This window comes from Streptomyces sp. CNQ329 (assembly GCF_000482585.1).
Window position 1 is genome coordinate 144,358 of the sequence record NZ_AXVU01000006.1, and the last position, 21,644, is coordinate 166,001.

The 21,644-nt window shown below is 72.4% G+C and carries 20 protein-coding genes; 16 read left to right on the top strand and 4 right to left on the bottom strand.

Features of this window, described 5'->3' with window-relative positions:
* Window positions 1–43 precede the first annotated feature (43 nt).
* Window positions 44–1,378 carry a 3-oxoacyl-ACP reductase gene (locus I003_RS0105870; RefSeq protein WP_027770659.1) on the top strand — a complete coding sequence of 445 codons (1,335 nt, stop codon included), beginning with the start codon at window positions 44–46 and terminating at the stop codon, window positions 1,376–1,378.
* 1 nt (window position 1,379) lies between these two features.
* Entirely contained in the window at window positions 1,380–2,318 is a 939-nt protein-coding gene (locus tag I003_RS0105875; protein WP_027770660.1) for a MaoC/PaaZ C-terminal domain-containing protein, read from the top strand.
* Here the strand turns inward: I003_RS0105875 and I003_RS0105880 are convergent.
* Entirely contained in the window at window positions 2,301–2,960 is a 660-nt protein-coding gene (locus tag I003_RS0105880) for a TetR/AcrR family transcriptional regulator (protein WP_027770661.1), read from the bottom strand. The two genes, I003_RS0105875 and I003_RS0105880, sit on opposite strands and share 18 nt — an antisense overlap.
* A gap of 81 nt (window positions 2,961–3,041) precedes the next feature.
* Here I003_RS0105880 and I003_RS0105885 point away from each other — a divergent pair, with 81 nt between their 5' ends.
* A complete protein-coding gene (locus I003_RS0105885; protein ID WP_027770662.1) occupies window positions 3,042–3,506 on the top strand; it encodes an SCP2 sterol-binding domain-containing protein in 465 nt (154 codons plus the stop codon).
* Between the two features lie 42 nt (window positions 3,507–3,548).
* Here the strand turns inward: I003_RS0105885 and I003_RS31560 are convergent, their stop codons facing one another.
* Both I003_RS31560 and I003_RS0105895 read right to left on the bottom strand, forming a co-directional pair.
* The gene (locus I003_RS31560; protein WP_051368109.1) at window positions 3,549–4,799 is read right to left on the bottom strand and encodes a helix-turn-helix domain-containing protein; all 1,251 of its coding nucleotides are present in this window, start codon (window positions 4,797–4,799) and stop codon (window positions 3,549–3,551) included.
* Between the two features lie 295 nt (window positions 4,800–5,094).
* Window positions 5,095–6,306, bottom strand: a complete 1,212-nt coding sequence (locus I003_RS0105895; protein ID WP_027770663.1) for a PucR family transcriptional regulator — start codon at window positions 6,304–6,306, stop codon at window positions 5,095–5,097.
* Between the two features lie 599 nt (window positions 6,307–6,905).
* Between I003_RS0105895 and I003_RS0105900 the strand changes: the two genes are divergently transcribed.
* Entirely contained in the window at window positions 6,906–7,535 is a 630-nt protein-coding gene (locus tag I003_RS0105900) for a hypothetical protein (RefSeq protein WP_027770664.1), read from the top strand.
* 97 nt (window positions 7,536–7,632) lie between these two features.
* Window positions 7,633–9,147, top strand: a complete 1,515-nt coding sequence (locus I003_RS0105905) for a DUF6801 domain-containing protein (protein WP_486584103.1) — start codon at window positions 7,633–7,635, stop codon at window positions 9,145–9,147.
* A 63-nt stretch (window positions 9,148–9,210) separates the two neighbouring features.
* Here the strand turns inward: I003_RS0105905 and I003_RS0105910 are convergent, their stop codons facing one another.
* Window positions 9,211–9,801, bottom strand: coding sequence for a hypothetical protein (locus I003_RS0105910; RefSeq protein WP_027770666.1), 591 nt, complete (start codon window positions 9,799–9,801; stop codon window positions 9,211–9,213).
* 735 nt (window positions 9,802–10,536) lie between these two features.
* On the opposite strand from I003_RS0105910, the gene I003_RS0105915 reads away from it, so the two are divergent.
* The 11 genes from I003_RS0105915 to I003_RS31565 are packed head-to-tail and all read left to right on the top strand — an operon-like array spanning window position 10,537 to window position 21,639.
* On the top strand, window positions 10,537–11,553 hold the full coding sequence (locus tag I003_RS0105915) for an ATP-binding cassette domain-containing protein (protein ID WP_027770667.1): 1,017 nt from the start codon (window positions 10,537–10,539) through the stop codon (window positions 11,551–11,553).
* The gene (locus I003_RS0105920; protein ID WP_027770668.1) at window positions 11,550–12,428 is read left to right on the top strand and encodes an ABC transporter permease; all 879 of its coding nucleotides are present in this window, start codon (window positions 11,550–11,552) and stop codon (window positions 12,426–12,428) included. Before I003_RS0105915 ends, I003_RS0105920 begins: the two co-directional genes overlap by 4 nt.
* A gap of 3 nt (window positions 12,429–12,431) precedes the next feature.
* Window positions 12,432–13,313 carry an MlaE family ABC transporter permease gene (locus I003_RS0105925; protein ID WP_486584104.1) on the top strand — a complete coding sequence of 294 codons (882 nt, stop codon included), beginning with the start codon at window positions 12,432–12,434 and terminating at the stop codon, window positions 13,311–13,313.
* Window positions 13,310–14,608, top strand: coding sequence for an MCE family protein (locus I003_RS0105930; RefSeq protein ID WP_027770670.1), 1,299 nt, complete (start codon window positions 13,310–13,312; stop codon window positions 14,606–14,608). The genes I003_RS0105925 and I003_RS0105930 overlap by 4 nt, the downstream gene beginning before the upstream one ends.
* Window positions 14,605–15,636 carry an MCE family protein gene (locus tag I003_RS0105935; RefSeq protein WP_027770671.1) on the top strand — a complete coding sequence of 344 codons (1,032 nt, stop codon included), beginning with the start codon at window positions 14,605–14,607 and terminating at the stop codon, window positions 15,634–15,636. Before I003_RS0105930 ends, I003_RS0105935 begins: the two co-directional genes overlap by 4 nt.
* Window positions 15,633–16,658, top strand: coding sequence for an MCE family protein (locus tag I003_RS0105940; RefSeq protein ID WP_027770672.1), 1,026 nt, complete (start codon window positions 15,633–15,635; stop codon window positions 16,656–16,658). Before I003_RS0105935 ends, I003_RS0105940 begins: the two co-directional genes overlap by 4 nt.
* Window positions 16,658–17,821 carry an MCE family protein gene (locus I003_RS0105945; RefSeq protein ID WP_027770673.1) on the top strand — a complete coding sequence of 388 codons (1,164 nt, stop codon included), beginning with the start codon at window positions 16,658–16,660 and terminating at the stop codon, window positions 17,819–17,821. The genes I003_RS0105940 and I003_RS0105945 overlap by 1 nt, the downstream gene beginning before the upstream one ends.
* Complete coding sequence (locus I003_RS0105950) at window positions 17,818–19,203, top strand: MCE family protein (RefSeq protein ID WP_027770674.1); 1,386 nt, start codon at window positions 17,818–17,820, stop codon at window positions 19,201–19,203. Before I003_RS0105945 ends, I003_RS0105950 begins: the two co-directional genes overlap by 4 nt.
* A complete protein-coding gene (locus I003_RS0105955) occupies window positions 19,200–20,465 on the top strand; it encodes an MlaD family protein (protein WP_027770675.1) in 1,266 nt (421 codons plus the stop codon). The genes I003_RS0105950 and I003_RS0105955 overlap by 4 nt, the downstream gene beginning before the upstream one ends.
* Window positions 20,462–21,004, top strand: a complete 543-nt coding sequence (locus tag I003_RS0105960) for a hypothetical protein (protein WP_027770676.1) — start codon at window positions 20,462–20,464, stop codon at window positions 21,002–21,004. Before I003_RS0105955 ends, I003_RS0105960 begins: the two co-directional genes overlap by 4 nt.
* Window positions 21,001–21,639 carry a nuclear transport factor 2 family protein gene (locus I003_RS31565; RefSeq protein WP_027770677.1) on the top strand — a complete coding sequence of 213 codons (639 nt, stop codon included), beginning with the start codon at window positions 21,001–21,003 and terminating at the stop codon, window positions 21,637–21,639. Before I003_RS0105960 ends, I003_RS31565 begins: the two co-directional genes overlap by 4 nt.
* The last annotated feature ends 5 nt before the right edge of the window (window positions 21,640–21,644 follow it).

Sequence of the window (21,644 nt, forward strand, 5' to 3'; positions counted from 1 at the left end):
CCTTACTCCGCAGTAAACTTACTCAGGCGTAAGGAGAATGCCAATGGCCGATCGCTACCTGAAATTCACGAGCCGCGGAGCCGGGGCCTTCGTCGCCAGGCGGCTCGGCCTCCCGCGGCCCGCGCGCCTGGAGCGGTACCGGCCGGGGCAGCCCGTGGCGCGCGGGCCCGTCGTCCTCGGTGCCGCGCCGGGCGGCCGGATGCACAAGACGCTGCGCGGGCTGCTGGACGCGGTGGGCGCGGAGCCGGCCGACGAGCGGTCCGTACGGGCCGGGGCGCTGGTCTTCGACGCCACCGGCATCGACTCCTCCGCCGGGCTGCGCGCGCTCTACGACTTCCTCCACCCCCTGATACGCGAACTCGCGCCCTGCGGGCGCGTCGTGGTCGTCGGCACGCCGCCCGGGGACGCCGCCACCGCGGGGGAGGCGGTGGCGCAGCGGGCGCTGGAGGGGTTCGTCAGGTCGGTGGGCAAGGAGCTGCGCAACGGCTCGACGGCGCATCTGCTGCTGGTCGCGCCGGGCGCCGAGAGCGGGGTGGAGTCGACGCTGCGCTTCGCGCTGTCGGCGCGTTCGGCGTACGTCTCGGGGCAGGCGCTGCGCGTCACCGGTACGGCGCCGGTGCCCCGGACGGCGGACTGGGAACGGCCGTTGGCCGGGAAGACGGCGCTGGTCACGGGCGCGTCGCGGGGGATCGGCGCGGTGGTGGCCGAGACGCTGCACCGGGACGGGGCGCACGTGGTCTGCCTCGACGTCGCCGCGCGGAGCGCGGAGCTGGCCGCGGTGGCGGACCGGATCGGCGGCGGGGCGCTGGAGCTGGACGTCACGGCGGCCGACGCGGGGGACCGGCTCGCCGCGTACCTCGGCGAACACCACGGCGGCGTCGACGTCGTCGTGCACAACGCGGGCATCACCCGTGACAAGACGCTGGGGCGGATGAGCGCGGAGCAGTGGGAAGCCGTCCTCGGCGTCAATCTCACCGCCGTGGAGACCCTCACCGCCCGGCTCTTCGGCGACGGCCGGGTGCACGCGGACGGCAGGATCGTCTGCACCTCCTCGATCAGCGGCATCGCGGGTAACGTCGGCCAGACCAACTACGCGGCGAGCAAAGCGGGTCTCGTCGGGTACGTCGAGGCCACGGCCCCGGCGGTGGCCGCACAGGGCGTGACGGTCAACGCGGTCGCGCCCGGGTTCATCGAGACGCCGATGACCGCGGCGGTCCCGCTGGTCATCCGCGAGGCGGGCCGCCGCCTGAACAGCCTGAAGCAGGGCGGGCTGCCGGTGGACGTGGCGGAGGCGGTGGCGTACTTCGCGGCGCCGGGCAGCGGGGCCGTGACGGGACAGGTGCTGCGGGTGTGCGGCCAGGCGCTGCTGGGGGCGTGAGATGGAGACACGGGAGCTGAACAGAGCGCCGCGGCTGCTGCCGCTGTACGGGCGGGCGGTGGTGCCGAAGCGCCGCGGCCGGGCGTACGGGGCACGGCCCGGAGCGGACTCGGAGACCGGGAGCGCGGCAGCGGCCGGCGCGGGCGTCCGGCTGCCCGCGGTCCCCGAGCGCCGCCTGGTCCTTCCCGGCGTACGCCCCGACCCCGCCCGGCTGCGCCGGTACACCGCCGTCTGCGGCTTCCCCGACGACGGCCGGCTCCCGGCCACGTACCCGCACGTCGTGGCCTTCCCGCTCGCCATGTCCCTCATGGCCGCCCGCGACTTCCCCTTCCCCCTCCTCGGTCTCGTCCACCTCGCCAACCGCGTCGAGCACCTGCGTCCCGTCGGCGCCGGTGAGCGGCTGACGTACACCGTCGCGACGGGCCGTCCGCAGGCGCATCCCCGGGGGATCGCGTTCCCGGTGTCCGCGCAGGCGCGGCTGCGCGGCGAGACGGTGTGGCGTTCGACGAGCACGTACCTGAGCCGCGGGGCCGGCACCGGCGAGGCGACCGCGGAGGCCGCCGCCACGCCGGACCTCACCGGCGCGGCGCGGCAGGAGAGCTGGCACCTGCCCGGCTCGCTGGGCCGCGCGTACGCCGCGGCCTCCGGCGACCGCAACCCGATCCACCTGCACCCGCTGGCCGCGCGGCTGTTCGGCTTCCGGCGCGCGATCGCGCACGGGATGTGGACGAAGGCGCGCTGTCTGGCGGCGCTGGCGGACGAGTTGCCCGGGGCGTACGCGGTGGACGTGGCGTTCCGCTCGCCGGTGCTGCTGCCGGCGGCGGTGCGCTTCCGCGCGCAACGGGCCGCGCACGCGCCGGACGGCTGGTCGTTCGACGTACGCGGTGCGGACGGCGCCCGCGCGCATCTGCGCGGGGCCGTCTCACCCCTCCCCGGCTGACTCCTCCGGCGGCGTCCAGGTCTCGCCGCCGAGCACGTTGCGCATGCCCACCCAGATCATGTTCATCAGCCGCCGCGTCATGCCCTCCGGCGACTCGGCGGGGTGCTCGGCCATCCAGTCGGTCAGCGCGTCCGCCGCGCCCACGATGGCGTGCGCGACGAACTCGGCGTCCTCGTCCCCGAGCCGGACCTGCCCGCCGTTCTCCTCGATCCCGGTCCGCACCAGCGCGGTGACCTCCGCCATCACCGCCCGCCGTGCCTGCGCCGACTCCGCGGCGATGGCCTCGCTCAACTCGGCGGCGTGCCGGTGCAGCACGACCCACCCGTCGCGGTACTCGGAGACGAACGAGAAGAAGGCCCGCAGCCCCGCCCGCAGCCGCAGCTCCGGCGTGAGCCCTCCTTCGGCCGCCTCCTGGAACGCGGCCACCAGCCGCCGCGCCTCGCGCCGCAGGCAGGCGATGAAGAGCCCTTCCTTGGACTCCAGATAGAGGTAGACCATCGGCTTGGAGATCCCGGCCAGTTCGGCGATCTCGTCCACGGAGGCCGCGTGGTAGCCGCGCTTGGAGAAGACCCGTACGGCCACGTCGATGATCTGCTGCTCCCGCACCTGCCGGGGGAGCCGCCGCCTGCGCTTTTCGGTCACCCTTGCGAGCCTACTCTGCCTCCTCCTATATTTAACTCACCAGTAAGTCTACTGTTCGGTAAGAAGGATGGGGTGGTGCAGATGGCCGACGACGCGCCGGGTCTTGAGGGCCTGGACCTCACCGCGGTGTCTCCCGAGGAGTACGCGCGCATCGTCAAGGCGCTCTCCTCGCGGGAGATCGGGGAACTGACCCGCAACGAGGCGCTGCGCGCCAGGGTCCTCGGCGAGGTCTTCCGGCGGATGGAGCAGCAGTTCCGGCCGGAGAAGGCAGGCGAGCTGGATGCGGTCATCCGCTGGCGCATCGCGGGCGTGACCGAGGTGGTGTACGACGTCGCCGTCTCGGGCGGCACCTGTGTGGTGCGCGAGGGACCGGGCGAGGGGCGGCCGCGGGTGACGCTGGAGATGGGTGACGAGGAGTTCCTGAACGTCACGTCCGGGAACGCCGGTCCCGTCAAGCTGTTCATGACACGGAAGTTGAAGGTCATCGGCGACGTGGCGCTCGCGCTCAGGCTGACGGGCATGTTCGACATCCCCCGGGCCGACTGAGCGCGGCGACCCCCGCCGCCCCGCCCCGTCCGGGCCCCGCCGTCAGCCGGGCGGTTCGCCCCGCCCCGTGATCGGGCCCGTCGACGGCAGGTCCGCCTGGTCGCGCAGCCACAGCGCCCGCAGCGTGGCCTCCAGCGCGAAGCGCCGGTCCGGCTCGGTGAGCTGGGAGCCGAAGTGCCGGCCGAGCGTCCGCATCCGGTAGCGCACGGTCTGCGGGTGGACGTGCAGTTGCTCCGCGATACGCCCGGCGGTGCCGCGCGTGGTCAGCCAGATCCGCAGCGTCTCCACCAGTCGTTCGCGCCGGCCGGTCGTCACGGCGGCGAGCGGCTGGAGCTGGCGGCCGGCCATCTGCTCCACGAGGGCGGGATCGGTGAGCAGCCAGAGGGTGAGCAGGTGGTCCTCGACCCGTACCGGCGAAGGGGCCCGGATCGCGCCCGACTCGGCCATGCCGAGGGCCTGCCGCGCCCAGCGCAGCGAGTCCGCGGTCTTGTGGAGCGGCACCGTCAGCCCGACGGCCATGCCCACCGGCCCCAGCGCGACGTCCAGCGCCTCGCGGCGCTCGTCGTCGAACGGGCCGGGGATGAGCAGGTACGGGTGCGCGCCCGCGGTGTCCGCGAGCACGTCGCCGGGGAGCGCGGTCGGCGATGCGAGCCGCTCCGCCGGCATGAGCGCGGCCGGTGTCACCTCGTCCGGCAGCTCCCACCGGGCCTGCGCGGCGATCTCCTCGATCGTGCCGCGCGGTACGGGCGGGTCGGCGACCAGCGTCCGCAGCAGCCGCCTGCGCAGACTCTTCAGCCGCTCCGCCGAGTCGGCCTCCGCCTGCACATAGCCCTCCCTGGCCAGCTCCGACAGCTCGTCGATGTAGGCGAAGAGGGCGTCGGCGAAGGCGTTCATGACGTGCGAGGCGAGGTGGTTGCGCTCGCCCACGACCATCGCGCGCCGCCACGCGACCCGGCCGCCGATGCGGTACGCCGACTGCAGGGCGTCGAGGCTGCGGCCCTCCTGCGCCTCGAACCGGCCGAGTCTTCGGTGCACCTCGGCGAGGTTGACGGCCCGCTTGCGGGGCGTCGCCACCCGGTCGGTGAAGGTGTTCAGCGACTGCCGGACACCCAGTCTGACGGCCCGGTCGTACGCCTCGCCCTGCTGGAGTCCGTACTCCGGCACCCCGCGGCGGATCGCCGCGACGATCTCCCGGTAGAGACTCGGTAACTCTGGCCGGATCAGCGCGGCCAGTTCCCGCGGCAGCGGCTCGGGCGGCTCGGCCAGTGCGATCGTCTGCACTTCGGACGGCATACGTCTACCCCTCACGCCGCCGGCAGCGCAGAGGACACCGACCCGGTGGGGGGTGTGCAGGTCAGGTGCCCTCCGGAACGGGTGGTGCCGGCGGCTCACTGTTCGGATGAAGATCCGCGGGCGCCCGGCAGCGCACCGGTGTCCGCGGTGTTGCGCGTGGCTTGTCTGGTTACCCGGAGGAACGGTGTAGCCCACACAGAGTGGATGCGGCACTACTCACCGGGCAAGCGCTTGTACGCATCTTTTGTACGCGGGTGATAGTTCCCCGCCACCGCCCCGGGGCTGCCCGCGCCCCTCAGGAGCCGTCGCCCCGCCGCCGCAGATGCAGCGTCCGCACCGCCACCTCCACCGCGAACCGCTGGTCATGGTCGTCCAGTTGCGCGCCGAAGAGCTGGTGGAGGCTGCGCAGCCGGTAGCGGACGGTCTGCGGGTGCACGTGCAGCATCCGCGCCATCCGCGCCGCCGTGCCGCGGGTCGTCAGCCACACCCGCAAGGTGTCGACCAGCCGGTCGCGGCGGACCGGCGTATGTCCGGAAAGCGGCGCCAGCCGCCGGCGGGCCAGTTCCTCGGCGAGCGGCGGGTCGGCCAGGAGCCACAGGGTCACCAGGTGGTCGTCGCAGGCGAACACCGGCTCGTCGCGGACGGTGCCCGCCTCCGCGTGCGCGAGCGCCTGCCGCGCCCAGCGCAGCGAGTCCGCCGACCTGCCGAGCGGCACCGTCACGCCGATGGCCGCGCGGCAGCCGGCCAGCGCCGCGTCCAGCATGGCGCGGCGCTCCCCGGTGAGGTGGCCGGGCACGAGCAGGTGCGGCTGCGGGTCGGCGAGTTCGGCCAGCACGTCGGGGTGGAGGGGCGCCGGGTCCGGGGGGCGGTCGGCCGCCAGCGCGACGGGCGTCGCCACCTCCGGCAGCGGCCAGCCGGCCTTCTCGGCGAGGTCGGTGACCGCGGGATGGGCCAGGGGCAGCTCTCCGCCGGAGAGCAGCAGCCGCAGCAGCCGCCGCCGGCGCGCCCCGGCGTCCTCGGGGCCCGACTGCGCCTCCCGGTAGCCCTCGTGGCACAGCTCCTCGGTCGCGTCGACGTGGGCGAAGACCGCGTCGGCGAACATCGCCATCAGCGTGGGGGACATGTTGTAGCGGGCGCCCACCGACTTGGCGCGGCGCAGCGCCACCCGTGCGCCGATGCGCAGCGCGGAGCGCAGGTACTGGAAGCTGCGGCCCTCGTACGCCTCGAACCTGCCGAGCCTTCTGCACACGTCGTCCCAGCGGGCCGTCGAGGATGCCGGGTTCGCCACCTGCTCGACGAATGTGGAGAGATTCTGCTCCACCTGCTGCTGCAAAACCTCGCCGTAGGGGCCCCGGAGTAATTGGTCGTATTCCGGGATCGCCTTCCTGATTTCCTGCGCGATTTCCTCGACCAGGCTCGGCAGTTCCGGCCGCATGATCGCGGCGAACTCCGGGGGCAGCGGCTCGGGCGGCTCGGCGAGCCCGGCGGCGGGTCCTGCGTCTGGCATCTGCGTGACTCCTCCCACCCCGGGGCGGAGCACCGGCCGGCCGGGCTCCGTTGCGGGCGGTGCGTGTGACGGGGCGGTGGAACGGGGGTGCGGCGGCGGGACGTCGGGGCGGTGCCGGGCGCGCGCGGGGTCGCCGGACTGCGCTGGTCAGCGTGGTGCCGCGGGACGGCATCCGGGGTCGGCGCGGCCCGCGCGGAGCGCCGGTGGCGGACGGCGCGCGGGCGCGGGGCCGGGCGGGGCGGACCGGCCGGGGGCGCATGCGTGCCGCGGACCAGCATGCGGGGCGGGGCGGCGGTGCGGGAGGGGGACGCCCGCGATTGCGCACTCCGCGACAAACTCCGGTGGCGGGATGCTGCGTAGCTGACAAGAAAATACACCGCCGTAATAAAGTTCCCCGATTCGGCGACCGAGGTATTGCGTTCGCTTGTTACTCGTACGTAACGTACCCCTCTGCAAGGCGCTGGTCGGGGCATCCTTTGTGGCCTGCACGCCGGGCCCGGATCGCTCCACGGTTTCGATATGCCGTGCGCCGTCCGCTCCCGGGAGGCGGATGACGCAGCGGCGTAGAACCGTCACTTCAACTCACGAGGGGAATCGCAGTGCGAAGACTCACGAGAAGCGCCGCAGTCGCAGCAACAGCCGTCGTGGCGGCGGCCGGCTTCACCGTCAGCTCGGCCTCGGCGACCGCACAGGCGACCTGGACGGTCTCTCCGGGCGGGGCGTTCACCGCTCACTCGGACGACACGCAGCTCGCCGTGCCCAACGCGGTGCTCCGCTGTACGGACTCGGACGCCTCCGGGACGCTCAAGAGCGGGCCGGGGCTGGACGGCGCCGGGATCGGCTCCATCGCGAACCTGACGTTCACCAACTGCTCGGTGGCCGGGATCGTGTTCAACGTCGACACGTCGGGCTCCCTCCCGTGGGCTCTGAACGTCAGCGGCGTGGACCCCGACAACTCCGACCGGGTGCTGGGGTCGATCACGGGGATCGTCGCGGAGATCTCGGACCCGAACGGCCTGTGCACGGCGACGTTCGCCGGCCCGGCCGGTCCCACCGACGAGGCCGAGGTCACCGGCTACTACGACAACTCGACCAGCCAGCTCGTGATCGAGGACGGCGACCTCACCGCCCACAACGCGAACTGCATCGGCATCATCAACGACGGCGACCACGCCGCGTTCACCGGCACCTACGACGTCTCGCCGGGGCAGACCATCACGATGGACTGACGCCCGGCCCACCGGCCCGGGGCCGCGTCCGACCTGATCTCCGGTCGGCCGCGCCCCCGGGCCCCCGGCGTTTCCATCCCTGTCGGAAGGAGTCCCGATGAGCCCACGTACCGGGCGGCTCACCGTGATCGCTGCCGGTGCGCTCGTCGCGGGGCTGCTCCCGGCCGCCGGCTCGGCGGCACAGGAGGGGGCCGTCTCGGTCTCCGCCGGCTACGTGTGCGAGCCCGCCGGTGGCGGAGCCGGCGACCTGCCGGTCGAGTTCACCGGTTCCTTTCCGGCGTCCGTGCGCTCCGGGGAGGCCATCCGTCCCGGCGACCTGACGATGTCGGCGACGCTGGACGCCCCTTTGCTGGAAGGGCTGCCCGCCCGGGAGGGCGCGACCCTTGCCGGGTCGGCGTCGGTCGCGATGAGCGTGGCCCAGGGGCCGGAGTCCGCCGACTACCCGTGGGCCGGAGCGACCGAAGCCCCGGCCGAGGTGGCGGCGGACGGTACGGTCGCTGTGGCGTTCACCGGCGGGATGTCGTCCGCGACTCCCGGCGGCTCCGGCGACGTGGTCTTCACTCTCGGCCCGCTGACGCTGGAGTTGCAGGGCAACCCGCCCGTACCGGGCGACACCTCCGCGCCGTCCGCCGATCCGGTGTCCCCGCCGGCCGAGCCGGGCGAGCCGGGGGCGACGACCCTGACCTGCACCCTCGCGGAGGGCCAGGACGCGACCCTGGCGGTGGTCGCGGCACCGGACGAGTCCGGCACACCGGGCGGCGAGGACGGTGGCGCCGACAGCGGCGGCACCGGGCCGGACGCGTCCGGCGCCGGAGGCGGCGGGCCCGGCGGCGCGAGCCCCGGCGTGGCTGAGGCACCCGGCGAAGAGCCCGCCGAGACGGGTGAGGTCAAGCCGTGTCTTCCGGAGGAGCGGCCGACCGCGGAGCTGGACCCCGACAGGCTGATCGAACCCCCCGAGGGCTCGACGGTCTTCGACCTGCCGGGCGTCTACACGTGCACGACCGCGGTCGGCATGGTGAACTCCAGAAAGCTGGACGGCGCGCTCATCGCCAATGATCCGTTCGCGCCGACGCTCGACAGCGTGCGCGTCCTGCTGAACAAGCAGACGATTTACGGTCCCGATGCCTACAACGGTACACGCAGCGTTGCAGAGTTCACCCTGCCGGACTCCGCGGCGACATTCCTTACCTTCGGGTTCGTGCCGGTGTCGGGGAAGGTCGAGTTCACGAACCACCCCATGACGATAGTCACCGAGCAGTTCCGGTCCATCGAAACCAACACGACCACGGCGGGCTTCTATCAGGAACTCAGGGTCTACGACGTGAAGGTGAACGGCGTTCCGCTGGACGTGGGTGACGATTGCCGCACGAGCAGGCCCGTCGACGTGGTACTCAAAGGCAAGTACCCGGAATACCAAGTCCTTCCGGGCGGGACGTTGAGAAGCCAGGTCACGGTGCCGCCGTTCAGCGGGTGCGGTACCGGCGGTGAAGACCTGGACGCCATCTTCACCGCGGCGCTCTCCGGCTCGGGAAACTACGTCGAACTGAACCAGTCCAGGCTGTGCGGGGTTCCGTGTACACCGGACGTTCCGGAACTGCCCGCCCACGGCTGAGCGCGAAACCCGCCCGGCTTCCTTCCGGCGAAGGAATCCGGGCGGGCTCGTACGGCCGGTGCCTCAGCCCGTCGGCGCCTGCGCCGCGCCGAGGTCCAGGCTGATGGTGTTCCCCTCGCCCGGGATGATCGCGTTGATCACGGGGGTGGCGAGGAGGCAGTTCTCGAAGTCGGGGATCGTGTAGGTGCCGCTGAGCGTGCCGCCCGCGAGCGGGTTGAAGCCCGGCTCGGAGGTGAGCGCTATCTCGGCGGGCACCTCGGTCTGGCAGCGGCTGCCCACCCAGATCGGCAGCCCGGCGACCTTCAGCTCGGTGATCCGCAGCGTCAGCTTCGAGACCGTGTTGACCTCGCCCGTCGCGTTGCTGATGGTGCCGGTCGTGGGCTCGCTCTCGATGAACTCCGTGGTCGCCGTCGCCGGGATCAGGTCGAGGGTCTTGAAGGAGCCGGTGGCCGGCGGGAGCTTGGTGTTGGCGGTGAGCGCACCGGTGGACAGGTCCACGGTGGTCTCCAGCTTCCCCGGGCCCAGTTCGAGGTCCGAGTCCGTGCCCGCGAGGTGCGAGGTACCGGACAGCGGGTAGTCGAGCCGGACGGGTGCGGCGTTCGCCGTGCCCGTGGTGGCGACGGTGAAGCCCGCCGCGGCGAGCAGCGCCAGCACCGCGCGGCTCAGATTCCGCTGTCCTCTCGATAGAGTCAACCGTCTGGCCATCGAGAATCTCCTCAATGTCGTGTGGGGGAGCCCGGGTTGGTTACTGCCGACTGTCGGCCGTGGGAATGCTACGCGCCAGTAATAAGGCTGGCAATGTGCCGGGTCCGGGGATCTCCCGATATTCGAATCCATTGTCATCGGATGAGAATTGCGGGCGGGTGATGTGTTGTCGGGTGAGTGTCGGCGGCCACGGCGGGGGACCTTGTCACCCGGTGATAAACCGAGGTGCCTGATTGCTCAGCGGGCGACAAGAAAATACCCGCTGGTAAGGAGGCGGTGACTTTCCCTGCCGCGGCTATTGATTCACCGGTTACCCGTGCGTAGCGTCTCCTCCCGCAGGTGCTCGTGCAGCCCCGTCCCCCAGCAAGGCCGCACCGCAGAAGTCGTGTCCGCCGCAGCGCGGATCTCGTAGGCGCAGAGGCCGCACCGGCTGCTGCAGGACTGCTCATGGAGTGAGGCACGCATGTGCACGGCAGACGACGCGTCGCGCAACAGCCGGGCCCGGCCCGACGCTCTTTGCTCACTCGGAGACAAGGGCGCCCTCCGGGATTGTCACCGGATGCCAGTCGCCGGTTGCGGCGGGGGCGTCCCGGCGCCGGCCGTGCTGTGCTGGGCCGGCACGGGAGTTGACGGGACCGGCCGCGGTGTACACGGCCGGCGCTGCGCACCCGCCAGGGGGCTGTGATGGGAATCGAAGTGGTCGTCGACGGCCTGACGAAGTCCTTCGGCCGCCAGAACATCTGGCGCGACGTCACGCTGACGCTGCCGGCCGGCGAGGTCAGCGTGATGCTGGGCCCGTCCGGCACCGGCAAGACCGTGTTCCTCAAGTCGCTCATCGGCCTGCTCAAGCCCGAGGAGGGGCAGGTGCTCGTCGACGGCGTCGACATGGTGAATGACCGCGAGCGCGACGTCTTCGAGGCCCGCAAGAAGTTCGGGCTGATGTTCCAGGACGGCGCGCTCTTCGGCTCGATGAGCCTCTTCGACAACGTCGCGTTCCCCCTGCGCGAGCACACCCGCAAGAAGGAGTCCGAGATCCGCCGCATCGTCATGGAGCGGATGGAGCTGGTCGGCCTCGGCGGGGCCGAGGGCAAGCTTCCGGGCGAGATCTCCGGCGGCATGCGCAAGCGGGCGGGGCTGGCCCGCGCGCTCGTCCTGGATCCGGAGATCGTGCTGTGCGACGAGCCGGACTCCGGCCTGGACCCGGTGCGCACGGCGTTCATCTCGCAACTGCTCATCGACGTCAACGCGCAGATCGACGCGACGATGCTGATCGTCACGCACAACATCGACATCGCCTCCACCGTCCCCGACAACATCGGGATGCTCTTCCGCCGCAACCTCGTCACCTTCGGGCCCCGCGAGGTGCTGCTGACCAGCGAGGAGCCGGTGGTCTCGCAGTTCCTCAGCGGCAGCCGGCTCGGCCCCATCGGCATGTCGGAGGAGAAGGACGCGGCGACGCTCGCCGCCGAGGGCTTCGACGCCGCCGCCCCCGGTGCGGGCCCGCGCGAGATCGTGCCGCAGTTGGAGCCGTCGCCCGGGATGCCGCCGCGGCAGGCGGTGGACCGGCACCGCGAGCGGGTGCTCGGCATGCTGACGCAACTGCCGTCCGCCGCGCGCAGGGCCATCGTCGCCGGCATCGGCGGCTCGGTCGCCCACGCGCCGACACTGACCATGCCCGCTCCCCCGGAGGAGCGGCCATGACCACGACCCTGCCGCCCGGACCGCACCCGCCGGATGCGCCCGACCCGGATCCCGGCGAGCCGCCGGAGGCCGCCGAGCAGCAGGAGCCGGTACGTCCGGCCTGGTCCGTGCCCGGCGCCGGGGCGCTGCGCGAGACCGGGAAGCTGTTCGCGCTGGCGCTGTCCGTCATCCGGCTGGTCTTCAAGCGGCCCTTCCAGTTGCGCGAGTTCGTCGAGCAGTTCTGGTTCATCGCCAGCGTGACGATCCTGCCCGCGGCCCTGGTGTCGATCCCCTTCGGCGCGGTGATCGCGCTTCAGGTCGGCTCGCTCACCCAGCAGTTCGGCGCCCAGTCCTTCACCGGCGGCGCCAGCGTGCTCGCGGTCATCCAGCAGGCGTCACCGCTCATCGTGGCGCTGCTGATCTCCGGCGCCGGCGGCTCGGCGATCTGCGCCGACCTCGGCTCGCGGAAGATCCGCGAGGAACTGGACGCGATGGAGGTCATGGGCGTCTCGCCGGTCCAGCGGCTCGTGGTGCCCCGGGTGCTGGCCGCGATGGGTGTGGCGGTCCTGCTCAACGGCCTGGTCTCGGTGGTCGGGACGCTCGGCGGCTACTTCTTCAACGTCATCCTCCAGGGCGGCACGCCGGGCGCGTACCTCTCCAGCTTCTCCGCCCTCGCGCAGCTCCCCGACCTCTACATCAGCGAGATCAAGGCGCTGATCTTCGGGTTCATCGCCGGCATCGTCGCCGCGTACCGCGGGCTCCATCCCCGCGGCGGCCCGAAGGGCGTGGGCGACGCGGTCAACCAGTCCGTCGTCATCACCTTCCTGCTGCTGTTCTTCGTCAACACCATCCTGACGTCGATCTACCTGCAGGTCGTCCCCCCGAAGGGAGGCTGAGCGATGGCCCTGGCCCAGAAGGACGGCGCGGCGGGGGAGGACGGGCGGACCTTCCGGCGGCTGCGTCCCGGCCGGCTCCTCGACCGCCCGCTCTCCTGGCTCGACCAGGCCGGCGACCAGCTCATCTTCTACGTACGCGCCCTGCTGTGGACCCCGCGCGCCGCCCGCCGCTACCTCAAGGAGGTGCAGCGGCTGCTCGCCGAGGTCGCCTTCGGCAGCGGGGGTCTCGGCGTCATCGGCGGCACCATCGGCGTGATGTTCGCGATGACCCTCTTCACGGGCACGGTCGTCGGCCTCCAGGGCTACGCGGCCCTCAACCAGATCGGCACCGCCGCCTTCACCGGCTTCGTCTCCGCGTACTTCAACACCCGCGAGATCGCCCCGCTCGTCGCCGGTCTCGCGCTCTCCGCCACCGTCGGCGCCGGGTTCACCGCCCAGCTCGGCGCGATGCGGATCAACGAGGAGGTGGACGCGCTGGAGGGCATGGGCGTGCGGTCCATGCCGTACCTGGTGACCACGCGCATCATCGCCGGGGTCGTGGCCATCATCCCGCTCTACGGGATCGGGCTGCTCAGCTCGTATCTCGCGTCGCGCGCCGTGACGGTGCTCTACAACGGCCAGGCCGCCGGCACGTACGACCACTACTTCAACCTCTTCCTCTCCCCGACCGACGTGCTCCTGTCGTTCATGAAAGTGCTGATCTTCAGCGTGATGGTGATCCTCGCGCACTGCTACTACGGCTTCCGCGCCACCGGCGGCCCCGCCGGCGTCGGCGTCGCCGTGGGGCGCTCGGTGCGTACCGCGATCGTGCTCATCGCGGTCACCGACTTCTTCCTCAGCCTGGCGATCTGGGGCACCACGACCACGGTGAAGGTGTCCGGATGAGCGGCCGGCTGGAGACCACGGGACGCAGGCTCGCGGGACTGGTGTTCCTGCTGGTGATGGCGCTGCTGGTGTGGCTGTCGGTGGCCGTCTACGACAAGCAGTTCACCGACACCGCCACCGTCACGGTCGAGACCGGCAGCGTCGGCAACGAGATGCACCCGTACGCCGAGGTGAAGATGCGCGGCGTCGTCGTCGGCGAGGTCCGGGAGATCTCCGCGGAGGACGGCGGGCGCACCGCGAAGCTGACGCTCGCCCTCAAGCCGGGGCAACTGGAGCGGATACCCGCGGACGTCTCCGCGCGGATGCTCCCCACCACGCTCTTCGGCGAGCGGTTCGTCTCCCTCGTCCCGCCCGCGGACGGGGGCACGGCCGGCGAGACGCTGACGGCCGGCAGCGTCATCCCGCAGGACCGCAGCGAGAACGCCATCGAGCTGGAGCAGGTCCTCGACAACGTGATGCCGCTGCTCACCGCCGTGAAGCCGGCGAAGCTGTCCGCCACCCTCACCGCCATGGCCGACGCGCTCGACGGCCGCGGCGAGAAGCTCGGCGACACCCTCGTCGAGCTGGACGCCCACCTGAAGAAGCTCAACCCGCACCTGCCGACGCTCAACCGCGACATCCGCGAACTCGTCGAGTTCGGCCACCTGTACGCCGACGCCGCCCCCGACCTGATCAACGCGCTGCAGGACGCGACGACCACGAGCGGCACCATCGCCGAGAAGGCCGAGGACCTGGGCGGGCTCTACGGCACGCTGACGACCACGTCGCAGGACCTGGAGACCTTCCTGGAGCAGAACCAGGAGAACATCATCCGGCTGTCCGCCGACAGCAGGCCCACGGTGGAGAAGCTCGCCGAGTACGCGCCGGCGTTCCCCTGCACGCTGCGTACGCTCGCCGACTTCGTGCCCGTCATGGACAAGGCGCTCGGCAAGGGCACCCGCGAGCCCGGCCTGCACGTGGACGTCGAGGTGCTGCCCCACCGCGGCAAGTACGAACCCGGCCGGGACACCCCGCGCTTCGACGCCGGCGGCGGACCGCAGTGCTACGGCGTCCCGTACACCGGCGCACCGTCGAGGAGCGGCGGCGCGGCGGGCCGGCCGCAGTCCGCGAAGACACTCGCCACCGAGCTGGCCAGCGACGAGGAAGCCCTCGGACTGCCCAACTCCCCGGCCGAGAACCAGCTCGTCAACGAACTCCTCGCGGCCGGCATGGAGAGCCCGCCCGCCGACCTGCCCGACTGGTCCAGCGTGCTCGCCGGGCCCGTCTACCGCGGCACGGAGGTGCGGCTGAAGTGAACAGAAGAAGCCTCGCGGGGCCCCTGATCAAGTCCCTCGTCTTCGTCGCGGTCACCGCGCTCGCCACCACCGCGCTCGCCTTCTCCATCGCCAACACCGGCGTCGGCCCCACCGACGGCTACAGCGCGCGGTTCACCGACGTCACCGGCCTCGTCGAGGGCGACAGCGTGCGGGTGGCGGGCGTGAAGGTCGGCGAGGTGGAGTCCATCGAGCTGAGCGGGCGGCGGCACGCGCGGGTGGACTTCACCGTACGGGAAGGACGGGAGCTGCCCGCCTCCGTCAACGCCTCCGTCAAGTACCTCAACATGGTCGGCCAGCGCTACATCGACCTGGAGCAGGGCGAGGGCCCGGTCGGCGGGACGCTCGCCCCCGGCGCCACGATCCCGCTGGAGCGCACCCGCCCCGCGCTCGACCTCACCCAGCTCTTCAACGGCTTCCAGCCGCTCTTCCAGGGGCTGTCGCCGCGGGACACCAACAAGCTCGCGCAGGAGATCGTCCAGGTGCTCCAGGGGCAGGGCGGGACGGTCGACAGCCTCGTCGAGACGGTCGGCTCGCTGACCACCACCCTCGCCGCGAAGGACAAGGTGATCGGCGAGGTCATCGACAACCTCACCGAGGTGGTGGAGACCGTCAACACCCGCGAACAGGACTTCAACGACCTGCTGGTCACCCTCCAGGACCTGGTGTCCGGCTTCTCCGACGACCGCAAGCCGCTCTTCCGCGCCGTCGACGCCATGGGCGACCTGACGACCAGCACCGCCGGCCTCGTCCGCGACGGCCGCGCCCCGCTGAAGGAGGACATCCGCCAGCTCGGCCGGGTCTCGGAGCGGCTGGCGGACAACGCCCCGCTGGTGGCGGACTTCCTGGAGCGCACGCCGGTCAAGATGGCCACGCTGGGCCGGCTGGCGTCGTACGGCTCCTGGTTCAACCTCTACCTCTGCGAGGCGAAGGTGTCCGGCGTGAGCACGTACGACGGCAGCGAGCCGCCGACCGGGATCTCCGTGACCCAGCCGAGGTGCGAGCGATGAGACTGCCCGCGCTGAAGCCCGTCCGTGAACGCAACCCCGTCGCCGTGGCGCTGGTGGGGCTGCTGGTCCTCGCCCTCGGCGGGCTCGCGGCGTACCGCGCCGACGCGCTGCCCGGCGTCGGCGGCGGCACCTCCTACACGGCCCACTTCTCCGAGGCCGCCGGGCTCCGCTCCGGCGACGAGGTACGCATCGCGGGGGTGAAGGTGGGCGAGGTGGACGACGTCGCGCTCGACGGGCCCAAAGTCGCCGTCGCCTTCACGGTGCGCGACGCCTGGATCGGCAACCGGTCCACCGCCGCCATCGCCATCGAGACGCTGCTCGGCGAGAAGTACCTGGCCGTCGATCCCCTCGGGGACGCCCGGCAGGACGCCGACCAGCCCATCCCGGTCGACCGCACCACGTCCCCGTACGACGTCACCCAGGCGTTCCAGGACCTGTCGTCCACCGTCGACGAACTGGACACCGACGCGCTGTCGGAGAGCTTCCGGGTGCTGTCGGAGACGTTCGAGGACACCCCGCCCGACGTGCGCAAGGCGGCGACCGGCCTTTCCGCCCTGTCGAAGACCATCTCCTCGCGCGATGCCGAGCTGGCCCGGCTGCTCGCCGGCAGCAACCGGATCACCAGGACGCTGAAGAACCAGAACGAGACGTTCGAAACGCTGCTGAAGGACGGCAACGACCTGCTCGCCGAGGTACGCGCCCGGCGCGACGCGATCCACGCCCTCTTCACCGGCACCCGCGACCTGGCCGAGGAACTGGACGGCCTGGTGGAGGAGAACGAAAGGCAGCTCGGCCCGACGCTCGACGCCCTCGACCGGATCACCGACGTGCTCCGGGACAACGAGAAGAACCTCGACAAGGCGCTGGCCACGGCCGGCCCGTACTACCGCCTGGTCGGCAACACCCTCGGCAACGGGCGCTGGTTCGACAGCTACCTGTGCGGACTGGTGCCCAAGTCCTACGCGCCGGACGTCGTGCCGGACGCCGGGTGCAAGCCGCCCAAGCCGAAGGGGGGCCGATGATGCCACGGCCTGGAACGGGAGCGGCCCGGCGGATCCGCGCCGCCGCCGGACGGCTGCGGAGCCGCAGACCGGTCGCGCTGCTGGTGACCGCGGCGGTGCTGGTGGCCGCGGGCACCTGGGGCGTACGGGCGCTCACGGGCCCGGAGGGCAAGGCGGTCACCGCCTACTTCGACTCCGGAGTCGGCCTCTACAGCGGCTCGGACCTGCGGATCCTTGGCGTCAAGGCCGGCACCGTGGACTCCGTCGAGCCCGAGGGGGACCGGGTGCGCGTCGAGCTGACCCTCGACCACGACGTGCGGGCACCCGCGGACGTGCGCGCGGCGGTCATCGCGCCGAGCGTGGTCTCCGGCCGCTACGTGCAGCTCAGCCCGGCCTACTCGGGCGGGCCCGAGCTGGCGGACGGCGACGAGATCCCCGTCGAACGGACGGCGACACCGGTGGAGATCGACGAGCTGTACGCCTCCCTCACCGACCTCAGCGACGCCCTCGGCCCCGACGGCGCCAACGCCGAGGGGGAGCTGAGCAGACTCGTCGAGACCGGCGCCCGCAACCTGGAGGGCAACGGCAAGGAGATCGGCGACAGCATCGCCCAGTTCGGCGACGCCACCCAGACGCTCTCCGGGCGCAGCGACGACCTCTTCGCCACGATCAAGAACCTGCAGTCCTTCACCTCGATGCTGAAGCGGAACGACACACAGGTGCGCGACGCCGAACAGCAGCTCGCCGACGTCGGCACCTTCCTCGCCGAGGACAAGGACGAACTGGCCGCGGCGCTCAGGGAGCTGGGCAAGGCACTCGGCAAGGTGCAGGGGTTCATCGAGGACAACCGCGGCCGGATCAAGGCCAACGTCGGCAAACTCGCCTCGCTGACCCGCACGCTCGTGGACAACCGGGCCTCGCTCGCCGAGGCGCTGGACACCGCGCCGCTCGCGACGGACAACGTGCTGAACGCCTACAACCCCGGCAAGCGCACCATCGACGGCCGCGGCAACCTCAACGAGCTGAGCATGGGCGGCACCCCGGACGCCGCAGCGGTGAACCCCGCCACCGGCACCGAAGGGCTGGTGCCGGCGCCGAAGGAGCGGGCCGGGCAACTGCCGGCGTTGCCGCTGCCCGCCGTCGGCGACGTCTACGGCACGCCCGAGCGGGGAGGCGACCGATGAAGCGCCACCTCAAACCGGCGGCCGGACTCCTGGTGGCCGCGCTCGTCCTCGCCTCGCCGTTCGTGCTGATGCGGGTGTACGAGAACGCCGACGTCGAGTTCACCGGCATCCAGGACCTGCCGCTGCCCGGCGGCGCCGACCTCGGCGACCACCCGTACGAGGTCACCGCCGAGTTCGAGGACGTGCTGAGCCTCGTGCCGCAGTCGGCGGTCCGGGTCAACGACGTGGCCGTCGGCCGGGTCACCGGCATCGAGGTGGCCGACGACGGGTGGACCGCGATGGTCACCATGAAGGTCAACGGCGACGTGCGGCTGCCGCGGGGCGCGTACGCCCGTATCGAGCAGTCGAGCCTGCTGGGCGAGAAGTACGTCCAGTTGATCGCGCCGCCCGGGAAGAAGCAGATCGACGCGCAGCAGGCGGGCGACCTCGGCAGCGCGCCCGGGGACGTGACCACGGCCCTGCTCCCCGACGACACGAAGGCCGACATCCCGCTCGCGCGCACCAACCGCAACCCGGAGGTCGAGGAGGTCTTCGGCGCCCTGTCCATGCTCCTCAACGGCGGCGGCATCGAGCAGATCCGCACCATCAGCCGGGAGCTGAACGACGCCCTGCAGGGCAACGAGCCGCAGGTCCGCTCCATGCTCAAGCGGGTCGACACCCTGATGACGAGCCTGGACGACAACAAGGAATCCCTCACCGACGCCCTCGACAGCGTCAACCGGCTGTCCGCCACGCTCGAAGCGCGCAAGACCGGGATCGGCACCGTGCTCGAAGACCTCAGCCCCGGCATGAAGGTCCTGGAGGAACAGCGCGGCGCGCTGGTCACGATGCTGCGCTCGCTGGACCGGCTCTCCGACGTCGCGGTGGAGACCATCGACGCCGGCAAAGAGGACATGGTCGCCGACCTCAAGGCCCTCGGCCCCGTGCTGAAGAACCTCGCCGACGCCGGGCAGGCGCTGCCGGACTCGCTGGAGGTGCTGTTCACGTATCCCTTCACCGACGAGGTGCTGCACGGTGTCAAGGGCGACTACCTCAACATCTACCTCGCGGTCACCGCACCTGCCGGTACGGAGATCATCCCGCCGCTGACCGAGGACCCGATGCCCCACTCCGCCGACCCGGGCGGCGCCGCCGCCCCCGGCACCGCCCTGACACTGCCGCTGCCGTCGGTGGCGCCCACGGCGCCCGCGGACGGGACGCCTTCCTCACCGGATCCCGGGGATCCGGCGCCGGACGACACCGGGTCGGCATCGCCCGGCGAGGGCGGCACGCCGGACCCGGACGGCACGCCGCCGGCCTCGTCGCCGGGCGGCACGGCCGGTACGGAGCCGGAGTCGTCCCCGGCGCCGGGGAGCCGGCCGTCCGGGGGTGAGAACCGGTGATCACCAGGTCCGTCATCGTCAAGAACATCGTCTTCGCCGTCGTCGCGGTGCTGGTCATCGGCTACGTCGGCGTGCGCTACGCCGACCTCGGACGGTATGTCGGCATGCGCGACCACTACACGGTGCGGGTCGAACTCGCCGAGACCGGCGGCCTGTTCACCCACGCGGAGGTCACCTACCGCGGGGTGTCGGTGGGGCGCGTCGGGGCGATCGAGCTGACCGGCACGGGCGTCGAGGCCGAACTGCAGATCCGCAACTCGGCGCCGCCGATCCCCACCGACCTGTCCGCCGACGTCGCCAACTACTCGGCCGTCGGGGAGCAGTACATCGACCTCAAGCCCGCCGGCGACTCCGGCCCGTACCTGGCGGACGGAGCCGTCGTCGGCCGGCAGCACACCACCACACCCGAGCCCGTCACCAACCTCCTCACCAGCGTCGACTCCTTCGCCACCTCCGTCGACACCGCGGAGCTGCGCACCGCCGTGGACGAGCTCGGCAACGCCTTCGCCGGGCAGGGGGAGAACCTGCAGCGCCTCCTCGACACCGGCAGCGAGTTCATCAGCGCCGCCGACGCGGCGCTGCCGTACAGCACCCGGCTCATGATCGACGGCGAGACGGTGCTGCGCACGCAGAACGAATCCGGCGAGGCGCTGAAGGAGTTCGCGGACGGCGCCGAGGAGCTGACCGCGCAACTGGAGCGCTCCGACGGCGATCTGCGCCGCGTCATCGAGGCGGGGCCGGGCGCCGCGAGCCAGGTCACCGGGCTGCTGCGGGATCTCGACCCGAGCCTGAGCGTGCTGCTGGCCAATCTGCTGACCACCTCGGAGATCGCGGTCACCCGCCAGGACGGCCTGGAGCAACTGCTCGTCCAGTTGCCGCAGGTGGCCGCCGCCGGCTCCACCGCCATCACCTCCGACGGGGCGCGGTTCGGCCTGGCGCTCAGCTTCTTCGACCCGCTGCCCTGCACCCGGGGATACGGCGCCACGGTGTACCGCAACGGCCTGAAGACCAGCCCGGCCGGGCTCAACACCGCCGCGCGCTGCACCGCTCCGGCGTCCAGCGGCGTCAACGTCCGCGGCTCCGCCCACGCCCCCGGCGGCGGCGGTGTGCCCGAGCCCGCCACGCCGGGCTCCGGCCTCGCGGACGACCGGCCGGGCACCCGCGCCGCACCCGGCGCCCTGCCCGGCGCGCTCGGCCTGCCCTCGGCCGGAGACGGGCCCACCGACATGGCCGGGCTGCTCGGTCTGAAGGAGGCGCGATGAGCCCCCGACTGCCGTACGCCCTCGGGGCACCCCGCCGGGGGACGGTCCTCGTCGCACTCGTGACCGCGCTGGTCGTCGCCTTCGCCGGGTTCTCCGCCTGGCGCTACGCCGCCGCCGCGACCCGCGACGACCTGGACTTCGCACGCGAGCGCGACCGCGTGCTCGCCGCCGGCCAGGAGCACATCGGGACGCTCAACAGCATCGACGGCGCCGACCCCGGCGCGGGCCTGGCGCGCTGGCTGGACGCGACCACCGGTCCGCTGCACGAGGACCTGCGCCGGTCGCGGGCCGCGAGCGCCGAGGCGTTCGACCGCGCCGGCGTCACGGCGCGCGCGACGGTCACGGAGGCCGCCGTCATCGAGCTGGACATGCGGGCGGGCACGGCGAAGGCCCTGGCCACGCTGCGGGTGGAGACCAGCGGCGGCGCGGACGGGGCCCGGACGGACCGCAAGCGGTACGAGGCGGGCCTGGAGCGGACGGCGGACGGCTGGAAGATCGCGTCGCTCACCGCGATCACCGTGGAGGGGAGCGGGACATGAGCCGGGACGGCACTGCGGGGACCGCCGTCGAGGCGCGCGACCGGAAGCTTGTGGAGCCGGAGGAGCCGGTGGCGGGCTCGGCGGCCGGGCCCGCCGAGGGAGGCGGTGCGGAGCGTACGGGCCCTGCCGCGGCCCGGCGGCGGCGGTGGCGGGCGGGCGGTGTCGCGGCGCTGGTCGTGCTGCTGCTCGCCGGTACGGGCCTGCTCGTCCAGGCCGCCCGCCTGAACGGTGACGACGCGCTGGCCAACCGGGCGCTCACCGACGCCTCCGCCACCGCGGCCGTCACCGGCGACGTCAGCAACGCCCTCAGCAAAGTCTTCTCGTACGCGCCCGAAGACCCCGGCGTCACCGCGCGGGACGCCGACGAACTCCTCGCCGGCCGCGCCCGCGAGCAGTACCGGCAGCTCTTCGGCCAGATCCGGCAGCGGGTCGTCGCCCAGGAGCTGACGCTGACGACCCACGTCGTCCGCGCCGGGGTGATCCGGCTCGACGGCGACGACGCCACGCTGCTGGTCCTGCTCGACCAGGTCACCGAGCGCCGGGGCGAGGACCCGACGAGCGTCGGCGCGCAGCTCTCCGTGACCGCCGCGCGCCAGGACGGGCACTGGCGCATCACCGACCTGAAGTCCCGGTAGCGAAA